38 protein-coding genes are annotated in these 22,207 nt (G+C 40.3%); 32 read left to right on the top strand and 6 right to left on the bottom strand.

The window, feature by feature from the left end; translation table 11 throughout:
* Window positions 1–2: 2 nt before the first annotated feature.
* The 32 genes from rpsS to AACZ73_RS00185 all read left to right on the top strand — a co-directional run bounded on the left by rpsS (window position 3) and on the right by AACZ73_RS00185 (window position 17,838).
* Entirely contained in the window at window positions 3–281 is a 279-nt protein-coding gene (rpsS, locus tag AACZ73_RS00340; RefSeq protein ID WP_057939455.1) for a 30S ribosomal protein S19, read from the top strand.
* A gap of 2 nt (window positions 282–283) precedes the next feature.
* Window positions 284–676, top strand: coding sequence for a 50S ribosomal protein L22 (gene rplV / locus AACZ73_RS00335; RefSeq protein ID WP_339874419.1), 393 nt, complete (start codon window positions 284–286; stop codon window positions 674–676).
* Window positions 677–685: 9 nt separating this feature from the next.
* On the top strand, window positions 686–1,417 hold the full coding sequence (rpsC, locus tag AACZ73_RS00330) for a 30S ribosomal protein S3 (RefSeq protein WP_057939453.1): 732 nt from the start codon (window positions 686–688) through the stop codon (window positions 1,415–1,417).
* A 23-nt stretch (window positions 1,418–1,440) separates the two neighbouring features.
* Entirely contained in the window at window positions 1,441–1,863 is a 423-nt protein-coding gene (rplP, locus tag AACZ73_RS00325; protein ID WP_086500277.1) for a 50S ribosomal protein L16, read from the top strand.
* Window positions 1,864–1,868: 5 nt separating this feature from the next.
* Window positions 1,869–2,051 (top strand): 50S ribosomal protein L29, encoded by a 183-nt coding sequence (gene rpmC / locus AACZ73_RS00320; RefSeq protein WP_086500279.1) that lies wholly within the window; start codon window positions 1,869–1,871, stop codon window positions 2,049–2,051.
* An 18-nt stretch (window positions 2,052–2,069) separates the two neighbouring features.
* Window positions 2,070–2,333 (top strand): 30S ribosomal protein S17, encoded by a 264-nt coding sequence (gene rpsQ / locus AACZ73_RS00315; RefSeq protein WP_339874417.1) that lies wholly within the window; start codon window positions 2,070–2,072, stop codon window positions 2,331–2,333.
* A gap of 2 nt (window positions 2,334–2,335) precedes the next feature.
* A complete protein-coding gene (gene rplN, locus AACZ73_RS00310; RefSeq protein WP_086500285.1) occupies window positions 2,336–2,704 on the top strand; it encodes a 50S ribosomal protein L14 in 369 nt (122 codons plus the stop codon).
* A 2-nt stretch (window positions 2,705–2,706) separates the two neighbouring features.
* A complete protein-coding gene (rplX, locus tag AACZ73_RS00305; protein WP_339874416.1) occupies window positions 2,707–3,051 on the top strand; it encodes a 50S ribosomal protein L24 in 345 nt (114 codons plus the stop codon).
* Entirely contained in the window at window positions 3,044–3,604 is a 561-nt protein-coding gene (rplE, locus tag AACZ73_RS00300; protein WP_339874414.1) for a 50S ribosomal protein L5, read from the top strand. Before rplX ends, rplE begins: the two co-directional genes overlap by 8 nt.
* Before the next feature lie 2 nt (window positions 3,605–3,606).
* The gene (gene rpsN, locus AACZ73_RS00295; protein WP_086539683.1) at window positions 3,607–3,876 is read left to right on the top strand and encodes a 30S ribosomal protein S14; all 270 of its coding nucleotides are present in this window, start codon (window positions 3,607–3,609) and stop codon (window positions 3,874–3,876) included.
* Between the two features lie 81 nt (window positions 3,877–3,957).
* A complete protein-coding gene (rpsH, locus tag AACZ73_RS00290) occupies window positions 3,958–4,353 on the top strand; it encodes a 30S ribosomal protein S8 (RefSeq protein WP_057939445.1) in 396 nt (131 codons plus the stop codon).
* A gap of 9 nt (window positions 4,354–4,362) precedes the next feature.
* On the top strand, window positions 4,363–4,920 hold the full coding sequence (rplF, locus tag AACZ73_RS00285; RefSeq protein WP_339874413.1) for a 50S ribosomal protein L6: 558 nt from the start codon (window positions 4,363–4,365) through the stop codon (window positions 4,918–4,920).
* 6 nt (window positions 4,921–4,926) lie between these two features.
* Entirely contained in the window at window positions 4,927–5,277 is a 351-nt protein-coding gene (gene rplR, locus AACZ73_RS00280; RefSeq protein WP_310108608.1) for a 50S ribosomal protein L18, read from the top strand.
* Window positions 5,278–5,283: 6 nt separating this feature from the next.
* Complete coding sequence (gene rpsE, locus AACZ73_RS00275; protein ID WP_310108611.1) at window positions 5,284–5,802, top strand: 30S ribosomal protein S5; 519 nt, start codon at window positions 5,284–5,286, stop codon at window positions 5,800–5,802.
* Between the two features lie 5 nt (window positions 5,803–5,807).
* Window positions 5,808–5,987: a 50S ribosomal protein L30 gene (gene rpmD / locus AACZ73_RS00270; RefSeq protein ID WP_057939441.1), complete on the top strand. Its 180-nt coding sequence runs from the start codon at window positions 5,808–5,810 to the stop codon at window positions 5,985–5,987.
* Between the two features lie 2 nt (window positions 5,988–5,989).
* Window positions 5,990–6,436 (top strand): 50S ribosomal protein L15, encoded by a 447-nt coding sequence (rplO, locus tag AACZ73_RS00265; RefSeq protein ID WP_339874410.1) that lies wholly within the window; start codon window positions 5,990–5,992, stop codon window positions 6,434–6,436.
* Window positions 6,437–6,440: 4 nt separating this feature from the next.
* Window positions 6,441–7,760, top strand: a complete 1,320-nt coding sequence (secY, locus tag AACZ73_RS00260; protein ID WP_339874409.1) for a preprotein translocase subunit SecY — start codon at window positions 6,441–6,443, stop codon at window positions 7,758–7,760.
* A 1-nt stretch (window position 7,761) separates the two neighbouring features.
* Complete coding sequence (gene map, locus AACZ73_RS00255) at window positions 7,762–8,535, top strand: type I methionyl aminopeptidase (protein WP_339874408.1); 774 nt, start codon at window positions 7,762–7,764, stop codon at window positions 8,533–8,535.
* Between the two features lies 1 nt (window position 8,536).
* On the top strand, window positions 8,537–8,755 hold the full coding sequence (infA, locus tag AACZ73_RS00250) for a translation initiation factor IF-1 (RefSeq protein ID WP_057939437.1): 219 nt from the start codon (window positions 8,537–8,539) through the stop codon (window positions 8,753–8,755).
* Between the two features lie 7 nt (window positions 8,756–8,762).
* On the top strand, window positions 8,763–8,879 hold the full coding sequence (gene rpmJ, locus AACZ73_RS00245) for a 50S ribosomal protein L36 (protein ID WP_082632371.1): 117 nt from the start codon (window positions 8,763–8,765) through the stop codon (window positions 8,877–8,879).
* A 3-nt stretch (window positions 8,880–8,882) separates the two neighbouring features.
* Window positions 8,883–9,260 (top strand): 30S ribosomal protein S13, encoded by a 378-nt coding sequence (gene rpsM, locus AACZ73_RS00240; RefSeq protein ID WP_091692107.1) that lies wholly within the window; start codon window positions 8,883–8,885, stop codon window positions 9,258–9,260.
* 15 nt (window positions 9,261–9,275) lie between these two features.
* The gene (gene rpsK, locus AACZ73_RS00235) at window positions 9,276–9,674 is read left to right on the top strand and encodes a 30S ribosomal protein S11 (protein WP_057939435.1); all 399 of its coding nucleotides are present in this window, start codon (window positions 9,276–9,278) and stop codon (window positions 9,672–9,674) included.
* Between the two features lie 18 nt (window positions 9,675–9,692).
* Window positions 9,693–10,298: a 30S ribosomal protein S4 gene (gene rpsD / locus AACZ73_RS00230; protein ID WP_339874406.1), complete on the top strand. Its 606-nt coding sequence runs from the start codon at window positions 9,693–9,695 to the stop codon at window positions 10,296–10,298.
* A gap of 39 nt (window positions 10,299–10,337) precedes the next feature.
* Complete coding sequence (locus tag AACZ73_RS00225; protein WP_339874405.1) at window positions 10,338–11,327, top strand: DNA-directed RNA polymerase subunit alpha; 990 nt, start codon at window positions 10,338–10,340, stop codon at window positions 11,325–11,327.
* A gap of 6 nt (window positions 11,328–11,333) precedes the next feature.
* Window positions 11,334–11,891 (top strand): 50S ribosomal protein L17, encoded by a 558-nt coding sequence (gene rplQ, locus AACZ73_RS00220; RefSeq protein WP_339874403.1) that lies wholly within the window; start codon window positions 11,334–11,336, stop codon window positions 11,889–11,891.
* 119 nt (window positions 11,892–12,010) lie between these two features.
* Complete coding sequence (gene carA, locus AACZ73_RS00215; RefSeq protein ID WP_339874402.1) at window positions 12,011–13,108, top strand: glutamine-hydrolyzing carbamoyl-phosphate synthase small subunit; 1,098 nt, start codon at window positions 12,011–12,013, stop codon at window positions 13,106–13,108.
* 22 nt (window positions 13,109–13,130) lie between these two features.
* Complete coding sequence (gene eno, locus AACZ73_RS00210; protein ID WP_339874400.1) at window positions 13,131–14,411, top strand: phosphopyruvate hydratase; 1,281 nt, start codon at window positions 13,131–13,133, stop codon at window positions 14,409–14,411.
* 104 nt (window positions 14,412–14,515) lie between these two features.
* The gene (locus tag AACZ73_RS00205; protein ID WP_339874399.1) at window positions 14,516–14,803 is read left to right on the top strand and encodes a septum formation initiator family protein; all 288 of its coding nucleotides are present in this window, start codon (window positions 14,516–14,518) and stop codon (window positions 14,801–14,803) included.
* The gene (locus AACZ73_RS00200; protein WP_339874398.1) at window positions 14,784–15,335 is read left to right on the top strand and encodes a hypothetical protein; all 552 of its coding nucleotides are present in this window, start codon (window positions 14,784–14,786) and stop codon (window positions 15,333–15,335) included. The genes AACZ73_RS00205 and AACZ73_RS00200 overlap by 20 nt, the downstream gene beginning before the upstream one ends.
* Before the next feature lie 19 nt (window positions 15,336–15,354).
* Window positions 15,355–16,200 (top strand): serine O-acetyltransferase, encoded by an 846-nt coding sequence (locus AACZ73_RS00195; protein WP_339874397.1) that lies wholly within the window; start codon window positions 15,355–15,357, stop codon window positions 16,198–16,200.
* Window positions 16,187–17,062, top strand: a complete 876-nt coding sequence (gene cysM, locus AACZ73_RS00190; RefSeq protein WP_339874396.1) for a cysteine synthase CysM — start codon at window positions 16,187–16,189, stop codon at window positions 17,060–17,062. Before AACZ73_RS00195 ends, cysM begins: the two co-directional genes overlap by 14 nt.
* A gap of 239 nt (window positions 17,063–17,301) precedes the next feature.
* On the top strand, window positions 17,302–17,838 hold the full coding sequence (locus AACZ73_RS00185) for a pyridoxamine 5'-phosphate oxidase family protein (RefSeq protein WP_339874394.1): 537 nt from the start codon (window positions 17,302–17,304) through the stop codon (window positions 17,836–17,838).
* A 64-nt stretch (window positions 17,839–17,902) separates the two neighbouring features.
* Here the strand turns inward: AACZ73_RS00185 and AACZ73_RS00180 are convergent, their stop codons facing one another.
* From AACZ73_RS00180 to AACZ73_RS00155, 6 genes are read right to left on the bottom strand one after another with little or no spacing between them, the layout of a single operon-like run.
* Window positions 17,903–19,009, bottom strand: coding sequence for a DUF5009 domain-containing protein (locus AACZ73_RS00180; RefSeq protein ID WP_339874392.1), 1,107 nt, complete (start codon window positions 19,007–19,009; stop codon window positions 17,903–17,905).
* Window positions 19,006–19,713 carry a class I SAM-dependent methyltransferase gene (locus AACZ73_RS00175; protein ID WP_339874391.1) on the bottom strand — a complete coding sequence of 236 codons (708 nt, stop codon included), beginning with the start codon at window positions 19,711–19,713 and terminating at the stop codon, window positions 19,006–19,008. Before AACZ73_RS00175 ends, AACZ73_RS00180 begins: the two co-directional genes overlap by 4 nt.
* A gap of 53 nt (window positions 19,714–19,766) precedes the next feature.
* A complete protein-coding gene (locus tag AACZ73_RS00170; RefSeq protein WP_339874390.1) occupies window positions 19,767–20,258 on the bottom strand; it encodes a VOC family protein in 492 nt (163 codons plus the stop codon).
* A 17-nt stretch (window positions 20,259–20,275) separates the two neighbouring features.
* Complete coding sequence (locus AACZ73_RS00165; protein WP_339874389.1) at window positions 20,276–20,734, bottom strand: DinB family protein; 459 nt, start codon at window positions 20,732–20,734, stop codon at window positions 20,276–20,278.
* A gap of 23 nt (window positions 20,735–20,757) precedes the next feature.
* A complete protein-coding gene (locus AACZ73_RS00160) occupies window positions 20,758–21,057 on the bottom strand; it encodes a chaperone modulator CbpM (protein ID WP_339874388.1) in 300 nt (99 codons plus the stop codon).
* A gap of 1 nt (window position 21,058) precedes the next feature.
* Window positions 21,059–21,967, bottom strand: a complete 909-nt coding sequence (locus tag AACZ73_RS00155) for a DnaJ C-terminal domain-containing protein (protein ID WP_339874386.1) — start codon at window positions 21,965–21,967, stop codon at window positions 21,059–21,061.
* Window positions 21,968–22,207: the final 240 nt, after the last annotated feature.

Raw genomic sequence — 22,207 nt, 5'->3', positions numbered from 1 at the left:
TTATGGCACGTTCATTAAAAAAAGGTCCTTATATCGAGCACCATCTTGTGAAGAAAGTGGATGCTCAGAACGAATCAGGAAAGAAATCGGTAATCAAGACTTGGTCAAGAAAATCAATGATTTCTCCGGATTTCGTAGGACATACCTTCGCTGTGCATAATGGGAATAAATTCATTCCAGTATTTGTAACAGACAACATGGTAGGTCATAAGCTAGGTGAATTTGCTCCTACCAGAAATTTCAGAGGCCACATTGCCAAAAAAGATAAAGGAAAGAGATAATCATGGAAGCATTAGCAAAATTAAATAATGTCCCTACATCTCCGCGTAAGATGCGCCTTGTGGCTGACCTTGTCAGAGGCAAGAGAGTAGGATTGGCACTTAGCATATTGAAATTCACTCCTAACCATGGAGCTATTCGACTTGAGAAGTTGTTGCTTTCCGCTATAGCCAACTGGCAGGCGAAAAACCCTGATGCCAAATTGGAAGAAGCTGACCTTTTCATCAAAACTGTAATGGTGGATGAAGGAAGATCTCTTAAGAGATTAAGACCAGCTCCTCAAGGTAGAGGACACAGAATCCGCAAGAGATCAAATCATGTAACCCTAATTGTTGATTCTTTCAATGAAGAGGCTGTTACCGCTGATGTAGTAGAAACAAACGAAAAGGCAAATTAAGAACAGACTATGGGACAAAAGATCAACCCAATAGGATTTAGACTTGGTGTAGTCAAAGGCTGGGATTCCAACTGGTACGGTGGGAAAGACTTCGCTGAAAAACTGCACGAAGATCAAAAAATCCGTAAGTACGTCCTTGCCAGAATTCCTAAGGGAGGTATTTCTAAAGTGATTATTGAGCGTACGCTTAAAAGAATCACTCTTACGATACATACTGCCCGTCCAGGTGTTGTAATTGGTAAAGGTGGAGCCGAAGTAGATAAACTGAAAGAAGAGCTTAAGAATATCACCAATAAGGATATTCAGATTAATATCTTCGAGATCAAGCGTCCTGAGTTGGATGCGAAATTGGTAGGTGAATCAATCGCTCAGCAGCTTCAAGCAAGAATTTCTTTCAGAAGAGCTATGAAGCAAGCTATAGCAGCATCCATGAGAGTGGGAGCGGAGGGAATTAAAGTTAAACTTTCTGGACGTCTAGGCGGAGCCGAAATGGCCCGTTCTGAAATGTACAAAGAAGGAAGAATTCCTCTTCACACGTTGAGAGCAGATATTGATTACGCATTGTCAGAAGCCCTTACGGTTTACGGACTTATCGGAATCAAAGTATGGATCTTCAAAGGTGAAGTGTACGGTAAAAGAGACCTTTCTCCTAATCAAGGTGCAGCTAATGAGCCAAAAGGTGCTCGTAATGCAGGCCCTAAGAGAAATGACGGTCCAAGACGAAGAAAAAGAAATAACTAATTTTCACCCATAAGTGAGAACTCATGTTACAGCCAAAAAGAACTAAATATAGGAAAATGCAAAAGGGCCGTGTCAAAGGCATTGCACAAAGAGGGCACACGCTTTCTTTCGGCAACTTTGGCATCAAATCCCTTGAGCCAGGATGGATCACATCCCGTCAGATCGAGGCAGCTCGTATCGCTATGACGAGAGCAATGAAAAGAGAAGGACAGGTTTGGATCAGAATTTTCCCTGACAAGCCTATCACTAAAAAGCCCGCAGAGGTTCGTATGGGTAAAGGTAAAGGTGCTCCTGAGTATTGGGTGGCCGTTATCAAGCCAGGAACGATCCTTTTCGAAGCTACAGGCGTGAGCCTGGAGACAGCTCAGGAGGCGTTGAGACTTGCACAGCAGAAATTGCCTGTAAGCACCAGATTTGTTGTTCGTAGAGATTACGCTGAATTATAAGCACTATGAAAAATACTGAGATCAATTCACTTTCAAACAGTGAAATCGCCGAGCGACTAGTCGCTGAGCAGGAGAATCTAACCAAACTTAGGTTTGCGCACTCGATATCTCCTATAGAGAATCCGAACAGAATCCGCGAGACCAAGCGCTTTATCGCAAGATTAAAGACTGCATTGGCTGCCAAATAACTAGCTAAAAAAAAGATTATGGCTACGACAGAGAGAAATCTTCGAAAAGAAAGAGTTGGTAAGGTGGTAAGTAACAAGATGGATAAGTCCATTACTGTAGCAGTAGAACGTCGCGTTAAGCACGCTATCTATGGTAAGTTTGTTGCCAAAACAACCAAATTTATGGCTCATGACGAGACCAACGAGTGTAACCCAGGTGACCTCGTGAAAATAAGCGAAACTCGTCCGCTGAGTAAAAACAAGCGTTGGAGAGTAGTTGAAATTATTGAAAGGGCTAAGTAATTATGATCCAACAAGAATCAAGACTAAGCGTAGCGGATAACTCTGGTGCCAAAGAGGTACTAGTGATCCGCGTATTGGGAGGAACCAAAAAGCGATATGCTTCCATCGGCGATAAAGTCGTAGTGACAGTAAAATCAGCGCTTTCTTCCAGCAGCATGAAAAAGGGTACCGTGTCAAGAGCGGTTATCGTGCGTACTCGTAAAGAAATAAGAAGAAAAGACGGTTCTTATATTCGCTTCGAGGATAACGCAGCTGTGTTATTGAACAACAACGATGAGCCAAGAGGCACACGAATCTTCGGCCCAGTGGCTAGAGAGTTGAGAGAGAAGCAGTTTATGAAAATCGTTTCATTGGCTCCTGAAGTATTGTAATCATGGAAAGAAAAATGAACAAGCAAACAAAGCTTCATATCAAAACCGGTGACACCGTTAAGGTTATCGCAGGTGATGACAAAGGCAAAACAGGAAAAGTACTTTCCGTAGATAAGCAAAAAAGTAGAGCAATCGTTGAGGGTCTTAACATGATCACTAAACACGTAAAGCCTACTGCTGCTAAGCCACAAGGTGGCATTGATAAGAAAGAAGCTTCCGTGCATATTAGTAACCTTATGCTTGTAGATCCTAAATCTGGTGAAGCCACTAGAACAGGTCGCAAGGCAGGTGAAAATGGTAAATTAGTAAGATACTCTAAGAAAACTGGGGAGGTGATCAATGGCTAATCCAAGAATCAAGCAAAAATACGTGGACGAAATCGTCCCTGCCTTGAAAGAGAAATTCCAATACTCTTCAATAATGCAAGTTCCTAAGTTACAGAAGATCGTACTCAATAAAGGTATCGGTGCAGCTGTAGCGGATAAGAAATTGGTTGACCAAGGTGTAGAGGAGCTTTCTTTGATCACTGGTCAGAGAGCAGTATCTACTATTGCAAAGACTTCTGTATCCAACTTTAAGTTGAGAGAAGGAATGCCTATCGGAGCCAAAGTTACTTTGAGAGGACAGACAATGTATGAATTCCTAGACCGTTTGATCACAATCGCACTTCCACGTGTAAGAGATTTCAAAGGTATTTCTGATAAAGGTTTTGACGGAAGAGGTAATTACACACTAGGTGTGCAAGAGCAAATTATCTTCCCTGAGATCAGCATTGAGAAAGTAAACAGAATCTCTGGAATGGATATCACATTCGTCACTTCTGCTAAAACAGATGAGGAGAGTCTTGAATTGTTTAAGGCTTTCGGAATGCCTTTCGTTAAAAAAACTAAAGAAGAATAGTTATGGCAAAAGAGTCAATCAAAGCTCGTGAGAGAAAAAGAGAGCGTCTGGTAGCCAAGTATGCTGATAAAAGAGCCGCGCTGAAAGCAGCCGGAGATTATGAAGCACTTGATAAATTGCCAAAGAACGCATCACCGGTAAGACTGCACAACAGATGTAAACTTACTGGTCGCCCTAAAGGCTACATGAGAAAGTTCGGTATCAACAGGGTAACCTTCAGAGAAATGGCCTCAGCAGGCAAAATCCCTGGAGTCACTAAGTCCAGCTGGTAAAATAACGACAGTAGTTTTTATTATAAAAATCAATTCGTAACTTTGCACGCCCAAAACGGGTGTAGCTAGACTATAAATACAATGACTGATCCAATAGCTGATTATCTGACTAGGTTGAGAAATGCCATCAAGGCTTCTCACCGAATCGTAGAAATCCCTGCTTCTAACATCAAGAAAGAGATTACAAAAGTATTGCACGACAAAGGATACATTCAGAATTACAAGTTTGAAGAAAACGGTCCTCAGGGATCCATCAAAATTGCTCTGAAGTTCAACCCTGTTACAAAGCAAAACGCTATCGTAAGCTTGAAGAGAGTTAGTACGCCAGGTTTGAGAAAATATGTGAAACATACGGAGCTTCCAAGAGTAATCAACGGCCTTGGGATAGCAATCGTTTCCACCTCTAAGGGTGTGATGACAGACAAAGAAGCCCGCACTGAAGGTGTAGGTGGAGAAGTTCTTTGCTACGTATACTAATTTACTATCATGTCTAGAATAGGTAAAAAATCAATAAATATACCCGGCGGTGTTACTGTAGACGTCACAGCTCATGGAACTGTGACTGTTAAAGGTCCTAAGGGTACTCTGGTTCAGGATGTGAATCCCGATATTCAGGTGAAAGTAGAAAACAACGAAATAGTTGTTGCGCGTCCTACCGATTCCAAAAGACACAAGTCTATTCATGGTCTTTACAGATCTCTGATCAACAATATGGTGATCGGCGTTTCTGAAGGATATAAGAAAGATTTGGAGCTTGTGGGTGTAGGTTATAAGGCTTCTAACCAAGGTCAGATTCTCGAATTGAATCTTGGTTATTCTCACAATATCTACTTTGCGCTGCCTGAAGAGGTATCGTTGAAGACGGAAACTCCTAAAGGTAAAAATCCAATCATTACTTTGGAGTCAATTGATAAAGAATTGATTGGTCAAGTTGCTGCAAAAATCAAATCACTTCGTAAGGTTGAACCTTACAAAGGAAAAGGTGTGCGCTTCATTGGTGAACAAGTTAGACGTAAGGCTGGTAAGACTGCCGGTAAAAAATAATAGGTTATGGCATTTAACAAGAATTCCAGAAGACTTAGAATCAAGCAGGGTATCAGAAGGAAAATTTCCGGTACAGATTCCAGACCTCGTTTGTCAGTTTTCAAAAGCAATACTGGCATATATGCGCAGCTTATTGATGACCTTAAAGGTCAGACTGTAGCCCAGGCTTCTTCCAAAGAATTGGGAGCAAAGGCTAACACTAATGTATCAGTATCCAAAGAAGTAGGTAAGAAACTTGCGGAAAGAGCTGTTGCAAACGGAGTAGATTCCGTAGTATTTGACAGAAATGGCTACTTGTATCATGGGAATGTGAAAGCTTTGGCAGAAGGTGCCAGAGAAGGAGGCCTTAAATTTTAATAAGCTATGTCTCAACTAAGAAGAAAGCCTATCAGGGCTACAGATACAGATTTAAAAGAAAAAGTAGTAGCTATCAACCGAGTAGCCAAAGTGGTAAAAGGTGGTAGAAGATTCTCTTTTTCTGCAATAGTTGTAGTAGGAGATGGCCAAGGTGTTGTCGGTTACGGATTGGGTAAAGCCAATGAGGTAACAGATGCAATCACTAAGGGTATCGAAGATGCAAAAAAGAATTTGGTGAAAGTGCCAATCTTAAAGGGAACTATCCCTCACGAGCAAATTGGTAAATTCGGAGGAGGATTCGTTTTGATCAAGCCAGCAGCAGCAGGTACAGGCGTTATCGCAGGTGGTGCAATGCGGGCAGTTTTGGAGAGTGCAGGCGTAACAGACGTACTAGCTAAGTCCAAAGGATCATCCAACCCTCATAACGTGGTTAAAGCTACTATTGAAGCTTTGGTTCAGCTAAGAGATGCTATCGCTGTTTCACAACAGAGAGGCGTTAAAATGTCTAAAGTATTTAACGGATAATTATCATGGCTAAGATCAAAATCACGCAAACGAAAAGTACCATTGATAGACCAAAAGATCAAAAAGCAACTATTACTGCTCTTGGTCTGGGTCGCATCAGCAAATCAGTGACCGTAGAGAATACGCCACAGATTGCAGGTATGGTAAATAAAGTTAATCACCTTGTAAAAGTGGAGGAAGCTTAATTATGAAACTGCATACATTAACACCAGCTGAAGGATCTACCAAAAACCGCAAGAGAATTGGTAGAGGTACAGGTTCAGGTAGAGGTGGTACTTCTACAAGAGGTCACAAAGGAGCTAAATCAAGGTCAGGTTATAAGTCTAAACTAGGTTTTGAAGGTGGTCAAATGCCACTTCAGAGAAGAGTTCCTAAATTTGGATTCAAAAGCTTGAACCGTATTGAGTTCAAACCAGTAAATTTGGATACATTGCAAAGCCTTGCCGAGCAATACAATCTTGAAGTAGTAAACATGGAAGCTATGGTTTCTCATGGTATTGCTTCTAAGAATGACAAAATCAAAATCCTCGGTGGAGGTGAATTGAAGTCCAAATTAGACGTAACCGCTCACAAATTCTCCGCATCTGCTTCTGCAGCTATTGAGAAGGCGGGTGGAACGGTAAACACAATTTAATTTAATGAAAAAGTTTATTTCGACAGTTAAGAACATTTTCTCTATCGAAGACCTTAGAGTTAGAATCATGAATACGATCGGATTTTTGATCATATTCAGATTAGGGTCGTTCATAGTTCTTCCAGGTGTTGATCCTTCTCGTTTGGATGGGGCTCCTGAAGGAATATTTGGATTGATAGATACCTTCCTAGGTGGAGCGTTCAGTAACGCGTCTATCTTCGGTCTGGGCATTATGCCTTACATATCTGCTTCCATTGTGTTGCAGTTATTGACTGTCGGAGTACCATATTTTCAGAAGATGCAAAAAGAGGGTGAATCTGGTAGAAAAAGAATCAACCAGATCACTCGGGTTTTGACTATCCTAATTACAATAGCACAAGGTATTGGATATGTGTCCGCTACTATTATGCCTACTGGAGCAGTGATGGTTAGCTCAACCTTATTTATGTTTAGTTCTTTGGTTTTACTTTCTGCCGGCACCATGTTTTGCATGTGGCTAGGAGAGAAAATCACAGAAAAAGGTATAGGTAACGGTATCTCAATGCTTATTATGATTGGTATTATATCAAGATTCCCTGGAGCTATCATAGCGGAGGGGCTTGAGAAAGGTACCTCAGGAATGTTGCTTCTTCTTATCGAGGCTGCTGTATTGTTCTTTGTAGTGGTTGGGGTGATTGCCTTGACAGAAGCTACCAGAAGAATTCCTGTACAGTATGCTAAGCAAGTAGTAGGCGGTAAAGTGTATGGCGGTCAGCGACAGTACATACCTATCAAGGTAAATGCTTCCGGAGTTATGCCAATTATCTTTGCCCAATCTTTGATGTTCGTACCGGCTCTTATTGCGCAGATCTGGGCATCTGAGAATGACATTGCCAATTATATTGGTGCTACGTTCAGTGACTTCACATCATGGCAATACAATTTGCTTTTCGCACTGATGATCATTCTTTTCACTTTCTTCTATACTGCGATTACAGTTAACCCTGAGCAGATAGCTGAAGACATGAAGAGAAATGGAGGATTTGTTCCCGGTATTAAGCCAGGAGCACCTACATCGGAATTTATCGACGGAATCATTTCGAAGATTACACTTCCGGGATCTATTCTCTTAGCTGCGGTAGCTATTCTTCCTGCTCTTGCGATTATATCCGGCGTGGGTGGTGAGTTTGCTCAGTTCTATGGTGGTACTTCTTTACTAATTATGGTAGGGGTAATCATGGATACATTGAGACAAATCGAAAGTTACCTGTTAATGAGACACTACGAAGGTATGATGAAAAGTGGTAATGTGAAGAATAACCCTTCTAATTACCAAGTTGCCTAAGATGATTAATTACAAGACTTCGGAAGAAGTTAAGTTAATAAAAGAAAGTGCCGATATACTAGCGAAAGCCCACGGGGAAGTAGCGAAACATATCAAGGAAGGGGTAAAGACCTCTTTTCTAGACAAAGTTGCTGAGGAGTTTATCAGGGATCATCACGGCGTACCTTCATTTAAGGGTTACAATGGATTTCCTGCTTCACTATGTATTTCTGTGAATGAAGTAGTTGTACATGGTTTTCCCAGTGAATATGAATTGAAAGATGGCGATATAATCTCAGTAGATTGTGGAGTCTTTCACCAAGGTTTTCATAGCGATTCCGCTTATACGTACCCTATTGGTGAGGTCTCTCCTGCTTTAAAAGCATTATTAAAGGCCACCAAAGATTCACTTTACATTGGAATTGAGCAAGCTGTTTTTGGAAAGCGGATAGGTGATATAGGTAATTCCATCCAAAAGTTTGTAGAGGCTAAAGGCTACACGGTAGTCAGAGAGCTAGTCGGACATGGATTAGGTAGAAATCTACATGAAGGGCCAGAAGTTCCCAATTACGGAAAGAAGGGAAGCGGTCCATTACTGAAAGACGGAATGGTGATCGCCATTGAGCCCATGATCAATCTAGGTACACGAAATATTGTACAAGAGCGGGATGGTTGGACTATTCGTACTGCGGATAGAAAGCCTTCAGCACATTATGAGCATACAGTAGCGATATTTGAAGATAGAACAGAGGTGTTAACATCTCATAAATACATAGAAGAGAATTTTAAATTCTAATATGGCCAAGCAAACATCAATAGAGCAAGACGGTACGATTAAAGAGGCATTGTCTAATGCGATGTTCAAAGTGGAACTAGAGAATGGACATCAACTGATCGCCCACATATCTGGTAAGATGAGGATGAATTATATAAAAATTCTTCCTGGTGATCGAGTTAAATTGGAACTGTCTCCCTATGATTTGAGTAAAGGCAGAATTGTATATCGATATAAATAAGACTGAGATGAAAGTAAAAACATCTATCAAAAAAAGAAGTGCTGACTGCAAGCTTATCCGTAGAAAAGGGGTATTGTATGTCATCAATAAGAAGAATCCTAAGTTTAAACAAAGACAAGGTTAAATTATGGCTAGAATTGCAGGTGTAGACATACCAGACAATAAGCGTGGCGTAATCGGTCTTACCTATATCTTCGGAATAGGTAGATCTGCAGCCAAAGCTATCCTGACCAAGGCCGGTATCTCTTTCGATAAAAAAGCAGGTGAGTGGGACGACGATGAGTCAACTGCTATCCGTAACATTATTGCTGAAGAATTCAGAACCGAAGGTGTATTAAAGTCAGAGATCCAGTTGAACATCAAGCGACTACAGGATATTGGTTGCTATAGAGGTTTGAGACACAGAAAAGGACTTCCAGTTCGTGGTCAGCACACCAAGAACAACGCCAGAACAAGGAAGGGTAAGAGAAAAACAGTTGCTAACAAGAAGAAGGCAACTAAATAAAACCTGATTTAGATTATGGCTCAGAAAAGAAACGATAAAGCAAAGGGTAAAAAAAGAGTAGTAAAGGTTGAAGCTGTAGGTCAAGCTCACATCAGAGCATCCTTCAACAACATCATCATCTCTCTTACCAACAATGCAGGTCAAGTAATATCTTGGGCTTCTGCCGGTAAAATGGGTTTCAGAGGTTCAAAGAAAAATACTCCTTACGCAGCTCAAATGGCGGCGCAAAACTGTGGACAGGTAGCATATGACTTAGGTTTGAGAAAAATCGAAGTATTTGTAAAAGGTCCGGGATCTGGTCGTGAATCAGCGATCAGAACATTGCAAAATGTAGGATTGGACGTGACTACGATCATCGATGTGACTCCAATGCCGCACAACGGTTGTCGTCCTCCTAAGCGTAGAAGAGTTTAATTATAAAATTGTAATACAATGGCTAGATATACAGGTCCTAAAGCAAAGATTGCCAGAAAATTCGGCGAAGCTATAGAAGGACATAGCAAAGCACTTGCAAAGAAAAACTACCCTCCTGGCATGCACGGAAGAGGTAGAAGAAAAAAGCAATCTGAATACGCAATCCAACTTGCTGAGAAGCAAAAAGCAAAATACATCTACGGAGTATTGGAGAGACAATTCGCGAAGATGTTTGATATTGCTTCCAGAAAAACTGGAATCACCGGAGAGAACCTTCTTCAGCTTTTGGAAGCTAGATTGGACAACACGGTATATAGATTGGGAATTTCCCCTACCAGAAGAGGTGCTAGGCAACTAGTTTCCCACAAGCATGTGCTTGTAAACGGTGAGGTGGTTAATATTCCTTCGTTTACACTTAAGCCAGGTGATGTAGTTTCTGTAAGAGAAAGATCCAAGTCTCTAGAAGCAATCACTAGTAGCTTAGCAGGTAGAGGTGCTAATAAATATTCCTGGTTAGAGTGGGAAGGCACATCATTGACCGGCAAATTCGTCAGTGTTCCAGGCAGAGATGATATTCCTGAGAATATCAAGGAGCAACTCATTGTCGAACTTTACTCTAAGTAATATTTTAATATTTTCAGCTTTTAAAAAAGAACGAGATATATGTCCATACTAGCATTTCAAATGCCCGAGAAAGTGGTAATGGAAAAAGCCGATGATTTTCATGGCTTATTCACTTTCAAACCACTCGAAAAAGGCTATGGAGTTACAATCGGTAACGCCCTGAGAAGAATTTTGCTTTCTTCATTGGAAGGTTATGCCATCACTGCCATCAAGATTCCTGGTGTAGTGCATGAGTTTTCGACCATCGAAGGTGTAGTTGAAGACGTTACAGATATTATTTTGAACCTAAAGCAAGTGAGATTCAAAAAGGTGCATGAAGCATTTGACGGAAAAATCACTGTAGAGATTAAAAATCAGTCTGTATTCACTGCAGGGGACATTGCTAAGTTTACTTCTTCTTTTGAAATCTTAAATCCAGAGTTGGTGATTTGTCATATAGACGATACCAAAAACTTTGAGATCGAATTGACGATGGATAAAGGAAGAGGGTATCTACCAGCTGAAGAATCCAAACCAAAAGAGCAAGTTTTCGGTACTATCGCTATCGATGCAGTTTTCACACCTATTAAAAATGTGAAATACAGTGTTGAAAATACGCGTGTAGAGCAGAAGACTGACTTCGAAAAATTGATCTTGGAAGTATCTACTGACGGTTCTATCCACCCGGAGAAAGCCCTTCAGGAATCTGCCAAAATCCTTATCCAACACTTTATGTTGTTCTCTGACCAAACTATGGTTCTTGATTCAACTGGAGTAGCGGAGCCGGAGCCGATTGACGAAGAATTCTTGCATATGAGAAAGCTTCTTAAGACGTCTTTGAGTGATCTTGACTTATCAGTTAGAGCGTTCAATTGTCTTAAAGCTGCTGATGTGAAAACATTGGGTGACCTTGCCAAGCTTGAAATTTCTGATATGATGAAATTCAGAAACTTCGGTAAGAAATCCCTAGCTGAGCTAGAGCAACTTATCCAAGAAAAAAGCCTGACCTTCGGGATGGATATTTCTAAGTATAAACTTGATGAAGAATAAATAATAATGAGACACGGTAAGAAATTTAACCACCTTGGAAGGAAGGCCGCTCATAGAAAAGCAATGCTTTCTAATATGGCAACTTCGCTGATTCTTCACAAGCGTATCTCAACAACGCTTGCCAAGGCAAAAGAATTGAAGAAGTATTTGGAGCCACTGGTAACAAGAGCTAAAGAAGATACTACACATAATAGACGTATGGCTTTCGCTTATTTGAAAAATAAGGAAGCTATCATCGAACTGTTCGGTGAAGTAATCGCTAAAGTAGCTACTCGCCCAGGTGGATACACAAGAATTATTAAAACTGGTTTCAGATTAGGTGATAATGCAGAAATGTGTATCATCGAGTTGGTAGATTTCAACGAATTGATGTTGAAAGATGCTCAGCCAGCTAAGAAAACTACTAGAAGATCTCGTAGAGGTTCAGGTAAGTCTACTACAGCTGAGGAGACTAAATCAACTGCTGCACCTGCAGCAGAAAAAGCTCCTGCAAAAGATGCCGAGGAGCCAAAGTCTCCTGAAGCTTCTGCTGATTCCGCTGAAGAAGAAACTGATAACAAATAAGTTGATCGGTGGATTCACGATATTGAAAGGATTGGACATTTGTTCAATCCTTTTTTTATACCCTTTTCATTTAACTTCCTTCCCAATAAATATTTAACTTTGGGCAATTACTAAGCAAAATGATCAAACAAAAAGCAACTTTACTCTTGGCCGATGGAACGGTCTTTCACGGTTCTTTAATTGGTAATCCAGGGACAAATGGTGGTGAGATTTGCTTCAACACCGGAATGACTGGCTACCAGGAGATCTACACAGATCCTTCCTACACCGGACAAATCATTGTTACTACTACATCTCACATCGGTAATTACGGTGTGATCGATACAGAAGTAGAGTCTGATCATCCTACTATTGGTGGAATCGTCGTAAATACATTTTCAGACGTGTTTTCCCGACTGGATGCTTCAGGCTCGCTGCAGGATTATTTAGTAAAAAATGGCATTACTGGAATAGCAGATGTAGATACCAGAAAATTGGTAAGACATCTTCGTTCAAAAGGAGCTATGAATGCAATTATCAGCTCCGAATTTGAAGATGATCTCGATGGCCTTCAAGCGAAACTTAATCAGGTTCCTGACATGGACGGACTTGAGCTTTCTTCTACAGTTTGTACGCAAGAGCCTTATTTTTATGGTGATGAGAATTCATCAATAAAAGTAGCTTGCATGGATTTCGGGATTAAGAAAAACATACTCCGCAATCTTACTGACAGAGGAGTTTATTGCAAGGTTTTTCCAGCCAAAGCAACGCTCTCAGAAATGGAAGAATGGTCTCCAAATGCCTATTTCTTATCCAATGGCCCTGGAGATCCAGCAGTAATGGAATATGCGGTAAAAACTACTAAGGATATTTTAGAAACGGGAAAGCCGGTTTTTGGAATATGTCTAGGTCACCAGCTTTTGGCTGAAGCCTGCGGAATTTCTACCTATAAAATGCATCATGGACACCGTGGGCTAAATCATCCTATAAAGAATCTGTTGACTGGGAAAAGTGAAATTACTTCTCAGAACCACGGTTTTAACATAAACCGTGAGGATACGGAGCAGAATTCAGACGTGGAGATCACTCACGTACATTTGAATGATAACACTGTTGCCGGAATCCGTCTGAAAAACAAGCCAGCTTTTTCAGTACAATACCATCCGGAATCCTCTCCTGGACCACATGATTCCCGCTATTTGTTTGACAATTTTATTTCTTTAATCAATAAAAATTAATACCCTTAAACCTTTTAAAACTATGACGTTGATTCAATCAATTCATGCAAGACAAATCCTCGATTCAAGAGGAAACCCTACCATAGAAGTAGATGTTTACACGGAAAATGGCGCGTTTGGTCGTGCAGCTGTGCCAAGCGGTGCATCTACAGGTATCAATGAAGCAGTAGAGCTTCGTGACGGAGATAAAGGTGCTTACATGGGCAAAGGGGTGACTAAAGCAGTTGCAAATGTAAATGATATCATTGCATCCGAACTTGTTGGCTTCGATGTGTTTGAGCAAAATATGATCGATCAGATCATGATTGAGCTTGATGGCACTCCAAATAAAGGTAATCTGGGTGCGAACGCAATTTTAGGAGTTTCTTTGGCAGTTGCTAAAGCTGCAGCTATGGAATCAAATCAGCCTCTTTACAGATATGTAGGTGGTGTCAATGCAAATACTCTTCCTGTACCAATGATGAACATCATCAACGGTGGCTCTCACTCTGATGCGCCTATCGCATTCCAGGAATTTATGATCCGTCCAGTTGGTGCTCCTACTTTCTCAGAAGCGATGAGAATGGGAACTGAGATCTTCCACAATTTGAAGAAAATTCTTCATGACAAAGGTCTAAGCACTGCTGTAGGTGATGAAGGTGGGTTTGCACCTAATTTCTCTGGCGGAACTGAAGAAGCTCTTGGAAGCATCTTGGACGCAATCGCTAAGGCTGGATACAAAGCTGGTGAAGATGTTACAATCGCATTAGACTGCGCTGCTTCTGAATTCTTCGTTGATGGCAAATATGATTATACCAAATTTGAAGGCTCTACTGGAGTAGCAAGAAGCAGAGAAGAGCAAGTTACATACCTAGCTGAGCTTACTGAAAAATACCCTATCGACTCTATCGAAGATGGTTGTGCTGAGGAAGATTGGGAAGGTTGGGCTATGTTGACTGCCAAAATAGGTAACAAAGTTCAATTGGTTGGTGATGATCTTTTCGTTACCAATGTGAAATTCCTTCAGAGAGGAATTGAAGAGAAGTCCGCGAACTCGATCCTGATCAAAGTAAACCAAATCGGTACATTGACTGAGACAATAAATGCAGTTAATCTAGCGCACAAAGCGGGTTTCACAGCAGTGATGTCTCATAGATCAGGTGAAACTGAAGATTCAACTATCGCGGATCTTGCAGTAGCATTGAATTGTGGACAGATCAAAACTGGTTCTGCATCACGATCTGACCGTATGGCTAAATACAATCAATTGCTTAGAATTGAAGAGCAATTAGGAGACTCTGCTATTTTCAACGGCAAACTTTAAGCTGATATATTAGAACTACTTCTATTTAATGACAGCTTGCTCTAGGCAAGCTGTCTTTTTTTGTATCATTTTTGTACCTTGAGACTCAATTATCATCAATGCATATGAGTAAATACGTTAAGTATACCAAAAGCTTCTACTTTCTTGGACTTGTCTTTTTTATAGCTTGGATGGTTTTTATTGATTCTAACAATGTCGTTAATCAGGTTAAGTTGAGTAATAAGCTTGGACAGCTGGAGGATCAAAAGGATTTTTACCTGGAAAGAAAAGAGAAAATCAAGGCCGAGCGAGAGGAATTGATGAGCAATCCTGAACTCTTGGAGAAGTTTGCCCGTGAGAAGTACTTAATGAAGAAAAATACTGAAGATCTCTATGTCATTGTTGAAAAGTAAATACCTGCATTTATTTTTTCTGGGGTTTATCCTGTTTCAAACTTCCACATTTGCGCAGCGTACAATTTATGAGGGAGATTCTATTCCCCTCAAAGACAGATTGTATTATGGAGGAAACTTCGGGATGCAGTTTGGTACGCTTACTTTAATAGATTTTTCTCCTTTGGTGGGTGTAATGCTCACGCCTAAATTCTCTTCTGGCCTAGGAATAACCTACCAGTATTTTAATGACAAAAGGTATGCAGGAGGAGAGACCTCTTCTTATGGAGGTAGAATATTTAGCAGATACAATATTTTCCCGAATATTTTCGCTCATGCAGAATATGAATCTATCAACTTTGATAATTACAATCTGTTTACGGATCGTTTTGAAAGGATTTGGTCAAAATCTCTATTCTTAGGGGGAGGTTATTTTGCTCCTTTCGGCTCTAGAGGTGGAGCAAATTTCACTTTTCTCTACAATGTATTGCATGATAACCTTCGTTCACCATATAACGAACCTTATGTGATACGTGTGGGTTTTGTGCTATAGATATATTTAATTTACTTTCATGGATTCTTTTATTTCAAAACTTTATAAAGCACATCAGGACTGCTCCGAATGCCCATCACCCAAAGTCATCCAGCAGTTCTTTGAAGATGTTCTTGGGTTATTGTTTCCAGAATTTACAGTTGAGAAGATTAATGACAAAGCGCAGATAGAGGCTTCCCTTACTTTATTGAAAGGTGATCTATCCTCTATCCTAGAAAGAAACCCACATTTACATAGCGGAATCGGTTCGAAGCTGGCTGATAGTTTTTTTCTAAATCTTGAGCTGATCTTTGATTGGATAAATCAGGATGTGGATGCAATGTTTGCCGGAGATCCTGCAGCCAAATCCAGAATGGAGATTTTAAGAAGCTATCCAGGCTTTTACGCAATATCAGCCTATAGAATAGCTAATTCCCTGCATAAGCTTGGAATCAAATTAATTCCTCGGATGATTACTGAATTTGCTCACAGCCGCACGGGGATAGATATTCATCCTGCAGCAACCATAGGTCAATATTTCTGTATAGACCACGGCACAGGAGTAGTTATAGGAGAAACCACGAGAATCGGCAATAATGTGAAAATCTATCAAGGTGTTACTTTAGGCGCATTGAGCGTGGATAAAGCAGATGCTGATAATAAGAGACATCCGACAATTGAAGACGATGTGGTAATCTATTCCGGTGCAACAATTTTGGGTGGAAATACCATTATTGGTGAAGGGTCTGTGATAGGAGGGAATGTTTGGCTAACAAAAAGTGTAGCTCCAAAAAGTAAAGTATATTACCAAACCCAAATGTATCACGCAGATACCGCTGTTACTGATATGTATGTTTTCAAAAACGATCAAGATGAAACTATTTGAACTAATAGGAAATACTCCACTAATACAACTTGATCGAATTCCAGTAAATCCAAAGGTTAAAATTTTTTGTAAGCTTGAGGGGCAAAACCCTGGCGGAAGTGTAAAAGATCGTGCGGCCTACAATATGCTTAGAAGTGCTATGGATCGTGGAGAAATTAAACCAGGTGACAAGCTCGTAGAGGCGACAAGTGGAAATACAGGTATTGCATTGGCTATGGTTGCCAAGGTTCTGGGTCTGGAGATGAAGTTGATCATGCCTGATAATTCTACCAAAGAACGCGTCATTTCTATGGAAGCTTACGGTGCAGAAGTGATTTTGACTCCAGCTGCTAAGACAATTGAATATTCCCGAACTCTTGCGGAGGAGATGAGCAAAGAAGGTTACTTCATGCTGGATCAATTTGCAAATCCTGATAATTATCTCGCACATTATAAAACTACCGGTCCAGAAATATGGGAAGATACGGATGGCGAAGTCACCCATTTTGTTTCGGCGATGGGTACTACCGGGACGATCATGGGAGTTTCTAAATATTTAAAAGAAAGGAATCCAGACATTCAGATTGTCGGTACTCAGCCTACAGATGGATCGAGTATTCCCGGCATTAGAAGATGGTCCCCTGAATTCTTGCCTAAGATTTTTGATCCGAGCAGAGTGGATCAAGTAATCGATGTAAGCGAAGAACAGGCTACTGAGATGACTCGAAGAATGGCTCGGGAAGAAGGGATACTTGCAGGTATGAGTAGTGGCGGAGCACTTTACGCTGCCATTGAACTTTCCAAAACGCTCAAAGAAGGGGTAATTGTATGTATTACCTGTGATCGCGGAGATAGATATTTGAGCTCTGATCTCTTTGGATAATATTACATACTAGGAATCATTTTCCCCGATTGAGGTAAATTTGCTATAACAATCTGCAATGATTTTTTGCTTCTTATAAGGGGAGTTTTTTTGTAAATCGGCCTCCTTTGAGTTGTGAAGGCTATTTTTAAGAGCTTTGTGCCGATTTGAGTTTAAAGAATTTTCTTGGGCAGAGGGTTTGTAATATTTCAATCACACCTACGATAGGTTTTAGATTGAAAGATTAAACGAACTATACCATGAACTCAATAAACGAAAATCAAGAAGAAAATAATAGAGAGGATCTTGCCGGTCAAAAAGCTGTAGAGAAGATCCGCGATCTGATAGATAAATCAGGTTCATGTTTTTTTGTTACTTCCACTACTTTAAATAATTCTCATAAATCCCGACCTATGTCAGTTCAAAAAACTGATGATGAAGGCAACATATGGTTTTTGAGCGCAAAAGATAGCATGAAGAATATGGAGCTTGCTGCGGATACTGATGTAACTCTATATTTCCAAGGATCATCTTATTCAGATTTTCTTGAATTAAATGGTCATGCATATGTCACCGATGATCGTGCAAAAATTGAAGAACTTTGGGACCCGACTGTAAAAGCTTGGTTTACCGAAGGAAAAGACGATCCAAGAATATCAGTTATACAATTCGTGCCAGACAGTGGCTATTATTGGGACAACAAGCATGGAAATGCAATAGCAGGAATCAAGGTTCTAATTAGCGCCATGTCCGGAAAAACGATGGATGACTCCATTGAAGGAACTTTAAAAGTGTAAGGGGGCACTTTAAAGTTCTGAGGTGATCTGTAAAGCGGATCACCTTTTTTTATGTTTGGTGACACTATATCTTAAAGAAAATCTTCTTCTTATAGAGGGAATAACATAAATACCACATACTTGCCCAAGTTAAGCATGCCGTTATAAGGTGCATTATTTTTTCCCCAATGCCTAACGGAGATAATATCCCCCCACTAAATATTTCTACAAATCCGAAGAGCCAACTGTGCCCTAATAATTCTGCGAAGAGATAGATAAATATAGAGTTCATACCAACTACTATAATCGGGAAAATCCATGATTGGCTTTTTTTCACATCGACAAGCCAGTAGAAATATGCCAAGGACAAAATAGCCCAGCCTCCTGAAGCAAATGTAAAAGCAGTGGTAGCTATCCGCTTAACAATAGGAGTGATGCCCGATAAATCCATCCCATATCCGATCGCTAACGCAATACCTCCAGTAATAATAAGAATCCTGAGTTTTTTGCTGTCCAACTTAGAAGAAAGTAACAGATTGCCACACATTGCACCCCAGATGGTGTGTGCTGCTGTCGGGATACAGTTTATAGCCACCCATCCACCATTATTGATTTTTCCCATCAAAAGCATATCGGTATAATTCCCAAAGTTGCTTCCATGCTCGTAAGGCACTTCAGGATTGTATAGGCGGTAAATGAGTTCGGTAAGGATAAGCAAGCTGATGGAAACTCCAAGCTGTACTTTCCAAGGTTGTCTGATCAATAAAAAAGTAATAAGAATGGTAAATGAGAGCTGGGTTAATACATTCCAAAGCTCAAACACAAACTTACCGGCATATACGCAGTGGAGACCAGTTCCAAAAAGAAAAAGCAGTAAGCATCTCTTCAAAATATGTTGGGACACTTTTTTTCTATCCCCAGAATTTGTCATTCGTTTGTTAAGGGAAAATGGCATTGCAACTCCCACTATAAACATGAAAAATGGCTGGATCAAATCCCAAAACCGCAAGCCATGCCAAGGATGATGAGTGAACTGCATGAAAAACATATGAGCTAAACTTCCTTCGGCACTGGCTTCTAAAAGTGATTCATAGATTAGCGCAGCCTCGGCAACTAGCAGACACATTACAAGGCCTCTATAGACATCAAGCGATTGAAGTCTTTTTTGAAGGTTGGTTTCACTGCTTATCATTTTATTCCTCCAAAAGCTCCAAAACACATATTTTTATGAAGGATTTCTACCCGGCTAAAACCTACCTTCTTCATTAGATCCAACTGGTAATTCATGGATCTGGGCGAATCCTCTTTTTCTATATAAGCTAAAACTTTTTGCCTGTAATCTTTTCCGCCCACACTTTCCAAATAATCTCCATAACGTTCCCAAGTAAATTCATTTAAGGCATCAGTGTCTTGGGTGATTAGATCAGAAATCATTAAACAACCTCCAGGTTTAAGTAGCTTAAAGAGCTTAACGAAGGTGGTTTCCCAGTCTAGATCGTCCCGCAAATGATGCAAGACTGCACCTGCTAAAATAATATCAAAGGAAGCGTCCGGAAGTAAAATGTCCCGAATGTCATTTTGGAAAATTGAAACATTTCCACTGGTCGCTGCTGATACCCGCTCCATAGCTTTCTCCAGCATTTTGCCACTGAGATCCAAAAGCGTACAATTTAAATTAGGGATTTTATTGAGCATCATCAGCGAATAGTTGCCTGCTCCACATCCTACATCCAAGATTGATTCGGAATTTGGTACTATTCTTTTGGCAGCTTCGGTGATGAGTTCCAAAGATATTTTGGCATCAATGGTAGCCACTTGACCAGTGTCAAGATTTGAAAATCGTTCTACATCGTTATCGAATCTTTCACGAATGTCTGCGACACTGGACTTATTCATATACATAGTTTTTGGGCTTGAAAAATATTTCTAAGGTGATTTTGTTAGTTCTATTATAGATGTTGATCAAATAGAATCATATTTCCGTCAGGATCCTTAATCATAAAACTAGCCGGGCCTGTACTATTTTCATCTGCCGGATTTATAATTATTTCTCCAGTAGATTTAAGGTACTGCTGGATTGTCCTCACATCCTGATATCCCTCTACTTCTTCAGCATTTTCATCCCAGCCAGGGTTAAAGGTCAAAATGTTGTCCTCAAACATCCCCTGAAATAAACCGATCAAAGTACTCTCATTTTTCATGATGAGGTAATTGTTTTTTAGGTCACCTCCGAAAACCGAGAACCCGAGCTTTTCATAAAATTCTTTGGATTTACTAAGGTCTTTGACACTAAGGCTGACTGAAAATGCTCCTAATTTCATGTCGGGAAGATTTGGAATTTTTGCTGAAGTAATCTGGTCTTTTCTGAGTATAGAATTTAAGGAAAATCCCAGGCAGAATGATGTCATTACTGCAATTGTAAAAAGTGAAAGCCGGTTCATAGTAAAACGTTTTAAGGTTATCTAACAAATTTCAAAAGGCTTATCATTGTACCCAGATGCATCGCTTCGTGATAATTATTGAAGGTGATCGCATCCTCTGCGCTAGCCAAATGAAAACCTTTGGAGGTGGTGTAAGGTGAATATTGGTTTAGTTTCCCCGACTTAAGGTCGGACTTTGTCTGCTCAATCGGCTTGATCAACAGCTCTTTGAAAAGCTCCACGGTATCCTGGGGTTCTGGAATTGTCGGCTTGGTTCCAGGCTTATATTTTTGAAATAAATCATCTGAAATCCTCAAAGGCTGATTTGCTAATCCATAGACAAGGCGCTGTTGTACTGCGATGACATGACCAATATTCCAAAGCAGATTGTTGTTGAATCCTTTGGGTACAGTATTCAATTGCTCTAAGTCATTATGAATAAGAAATTTAAGGTAAATGTTACGGTTGTTTTCCCAGATGTGGAAGTCGTTGGTCATAAGTTAATTTGGGTTAGTAGGTATTAATTATTAAGCTCGTATCGTTTTAGGCGATTTTTGGTGGCTGCGAGTTCATTCTTCAGATTATCAACTTTGCGAAGCAAATTGAATATTACATCTATGCCCGCCGGGTTGACTTCAAGGTCTTGATGGATTCGTATCATTCTTTCCAAATCTCCCACTTTTTCCTCAGGGATAAAGCGACTATGTTCCACGGTATGAATCTCTATCAGACCCAGACTGTAAAGTGAATCTACAAATGACACTTCGATTTCATAATGTGTACAAAGCGTCTCTATTAAAATCAATTCTTGCTGTGCCATCTTATCTTAGTTTTTGGAGTTCTTCAAACAACTTCTTCTCTTCCGCTGTGAGGTTGGAAGGATTTTTTATGGAATAGGTAAGGATCAGATCACCGAACTGCCCTTCCATTTTATACACAGGAAATCCTTTGCCTTTCAGTCTGACTTTGGTTCCAGTTTGTGTTTCTGAGGAGACCTTAAGTTTTACTTTGCCATCGAAAGTATCAGCTATAATCTCTCCACCAAGCATTGCAGTATAGAGATCCAAATCCACTGTAGCGTATAAATTGTCTCCCTCACGGGCGAACTTCGTATTGTTTTTGATCACAAATTGGATGTATAAATCACCGTTGGGCCCACCATTTATTCCTGGCGCACCTTTGCCTTTGATTTTGATTGTCTGTCCGTCTTCTATTCCCGCAGCAATTGTGAGTCGGATATTTTCCCCGTTGACGGTGAGCACTTGCTTATGTGTTGTGTAAGCGTCGTGAATACTTAGCTCCAGTTGGGCATTAAAGTCCTGTCCTTTGAATCTAGTGCTTCGACTCCCTTGTCGGAAGCCACCACCCGATCCACCAAACATGGACTCGAAGAAATCCGAATAGTCAGCTCCTCCGAAACTTTCTCCACCAAATCCAGCGCCTGGATTACTTTGACTTCTCTGCTGTCCTCCTGCTCCAGCGCCTGCTTGCTCAAACTGATCAGCATGCTTCCAGTCCTGGCCATACTTATCGTATTTCTTCCGCTTTTCAGGATCACTCAGCACCTCATTGGCTTCGTTGACTTCCTTGAATTTATGCTCAGCTTCCTTGTCATCAGGGTTGACATCGGGGTGGTATTTTCGTGCTAGCTTTCTGTATGCTTTTTTGATATCAGCCTCCGAAGCACTTTTATCTATGCCTAGGATGTTGTAGTAATCTATAAATGCCATAGTTTGACTTAGAATTTATTTTGATTTGAAAAAATAGGTTTAGAATATCCCAGAAGACTTTCTATTTATCAATATACTGAGAATGATTTTAGGATGGTAAATCAGATTGCTTTTCCTACTGGATTTTCCCTACAAATCACTAGCTCCTCGGAAGGGATGTTATAATAGTCCGAGATATAAGAAGTTAAGAGTTTATTTAAATATTCAGAAATATTAATATTCACAGGTCAGTAGGCCAGA

It is taken from the genome of uncultured Algoriphagus sp., assembly GCF_963974835.1.
In the GTDB taxonomy this organism is placed as follows: Bacteria; Bacteroidota; Bacteroidia; order Cytophagales; family Cyclobacteriaceae; genus Algoriphagus.
This window is presented reverse-complemented; position numbering and strand designations above follow the sequence as displayed.

Bases quoted from the DNA above. Each gene is read 5' to 3' on its own strand.
- map (WP_339874408.1), top strand. From the start codon at position 7,762: ATGATTAATTACAAGACTTCGGAAGAAGTTAAGTTAATAAAAGAAAGT.
- AACZ73_RS00185 (WP_339874394.1), top strand. From the start codon at position 17,302: ATGAACTCAATAAACGAAAATCAAGAAGAAAATAATAGAGAGGATCTT.
- rplV (WP_339874419.1), top strand. From the start codon at position 284: ATGGAAGCATTAGCAAAATTAAATAATGTCCCTACATCTCCGCGTAAG.
- rpmD (WP_057939441.1), top strand. From the start codon at position 5,808: ATGGCTAAGATCAAAATCACGCAAACGAAAAGTACCATTGATAGACCA.
- rpsK (WP_057939435.1), top strand. From the start codon at position 9,276: ATGGCTCAGAAAAGAAACGATAAAGCAAAGGGTAAAAAAAGAGTAGTA.
- AACZ73_RS00195 (WP_339874397.1), top strand. From the start codon at position 15,355: ATGGATTCTTTTATTTCAAAACTTTATAAAGCACATCAGGACTGCTCC.
- rpmC (WP_086500279.1), top strand. From the start codon at position 1,869: ATGAAAAATACTGAGATCAATTCACTTTCAAACAGTGAAATCGCCGAG.
- rplP (WP_086500277.1), top strand. From the start codon at position 1,441: ATGTTACAGCCAAAAAGAACTAAATATAGGAAAATGCAAAAGGGCCGT.
- rpsS (WP_057939455.1), top strand. From the start codon at position 3: ATGGCACGTTCATTAAAAAAAGGTCCTTATATCGAGCACCATCTTGTG.
- AACZ73_RS00225 (WP_339874405.1), top strand. From the start codon at position 10,338: ATGTCCATACTAGCATTTCAAATGCCCGAGAAAGTGGTAATGGAAAAA.
- rplR (WP_310108608.1), top strand. From the start codon at position 4,927: ATGGCATTTAACAAGAATTCCAGAAGACTTAGAATCAAGCAGGGTATC.
- eno (WP_339874400.1), top strand. From the start codon at position 13,131: ATGACGTTGATTCAATCAATTCATGCAAGACAAATCCTCGATTCAAGA.
- rplF (WP_339874413.1), top strand. From the start codon at position 4,363: ATGTCTAGAATAGGTAAAAAATCAATAAATATACCCGGCGGTGTTACT.
- AACZ73_RS00165 (WP_339874389.1), bottom strand. From the start codon at position 20,734: ATGACCAACGACTTCCACATCTGGGAAAACAACCGTAACATTTACCTT.
- rpsE (WP_310108611.1), top strand. From the start codon at position 5,284: ATGTCTCAACTAAGAAGAAAGCCTATCAGGGCTACAGATACAGATTTA.
- AACZ73_RS00170 (WP_339874390.1), bottom strand. From the start codon at position 20,258: ATGAACCGGCTTTCACTTTTTACAATTGCAGTAATGACATCATTCTGC.
- AACZ73_RS00200 (WP_339874398.1), top strand. From the start codon at position 14,784: ATGTCATTGTTGAAAAGTAAATACCTGCATTTATTTTTTCTGGGGTTT.
- AACZ73_RS00205 (WP_339874399.1), top strand. From the start codon at position 14,516: ATGAGTAAATACGTTAAGTATACCAAAAGCTTCTACTTTCTTGGACTT.
- rplN (WP_086500285.1), top strand. From the start codon at position 2,336: ATGATCCAACAAGAATCAAGACTAAGCGTAGCGGATAACTCTGGTGCC.
- rplO (WP_339874410.1), top strand. From the start codon at position 5,990: ATGAAACTGCATACATTAACACCAGCTGAAGGATCTACCAAAAACCGC.
- rpsC (WP_057939453.1), top strand. From the start codon at position 686: ATGGGACAAAAGATCAACCCAATAGGATTTAGACTTGGTGTAGTCAAA.
- rplE (WP_339874414.1), top strand. From the start codon at position 3,044: ATGGCTAATCCAAGAATCAAGCAAAAATACGTGGACGAAATCGTCCCT.
- AACZ73_RS00155 (WP_339874386.1), bottom strand. From the start codon at position 21,967: ATGGCATTTATAGATTACTACAACATCCTAGGCATAGATAAAAGTGCT.
- rpsN (WP_086539683.1), top strand. From the start codon at position 3,607: ATGGCAAAAGAGTCAATCAAAGCTCGTGAGAGAAAAAGAGAGCGTCTG.
- rpsH (WP_057939445.1), top strand. From the start codon at position 3,958: ATGACTGATCCAATAGCTGATTATCTGACTAGGTTGAGAAATGCCATC.
- rpsQ (WP_339874417.1), top strand. From the start codon at position 2,070: ATGGCTACGACAGAGAGAAATCTTCGAAAAGAAAGAGTTGGTAAGGTG.
- rpsM (WP_091692107.1), top strand. From the start codon at position 8,883: ATGGCTAGAATTGCAGGTGTAGACATACCAGACAATAAGCGTGGCGTA.
- AACZ73_RS00160 (WP_339874388.1), bottom strand. From the start codon at position 21,057: ATGGCACAGCAAGAATTGATTTTAATAGAGACGCTTTGTACACATTAT.
- AACZ73_RS00180 (WP_339874392.1), bottom strand. From the start codon at position 19,009: ATGATAAGCAGTGAAACCAACCTTCAAAAAAGACTTCAATCGCTTGAT.
- rplX (WP_339874416.1), top strand. From the start codon at position 2,707: ATGGAAAGAAAAATGAACAAGCAAACAAAGCTTCATATCAAAACCGGT.
- rpsD (WP_339874406.1), top strand. From the start codon at position 9,693: ATGGCTAGATATACAGGTCCTAAAGCAAAGATTGCCAGAAAATTCGGC.
- AACZ73_RS00175 (WP_339874391.1), bottom strand. From the start codon at position 19,713: ATGAATAAGTCCAGTGTCGCAGACATTCGTGAAAGATTCGATAACGAT.
- carA (WP_339874402.1), top strand. From the start codon at position 12,011: ATGATCAAACAAAAAGCAACTTTACTCTTGGCCGATGGAACGGTCTTT.
- rplQ (WP_339874403.1), top strand. From the start codon at position 11,334: ATGAGACACGGTAAGAAATTTAACCACCTTGGAAGGAAGGCCGCTCAT.
- rpmJ (WP_082632371.1), top strand. From the start codon at position 8,763: ATGAAAGTAAAAACATCTATCAAAAAAAGAAGTGCTGACTGCAAGCTT.
- infA (WP_057939437.1), top strand. From the start codon at position 8,537: ATGGCCAAGCAAACATCAATAGAGCAAGACGGTACGATTAAAGAGGCA.
- cysM (WP_339874396.1), top strand. From the start codon at position 16,187: ATGAAACTATTTGAACTAATAGGAAATACTCCACTAATACAACTTGAT.
- secY (WP_339874409.1), top strand. From the start codon at position 6,441: ATGAAAAAGTTTATTTCGACAGTTAAGAACATTTTCTCTATCGAAGAC.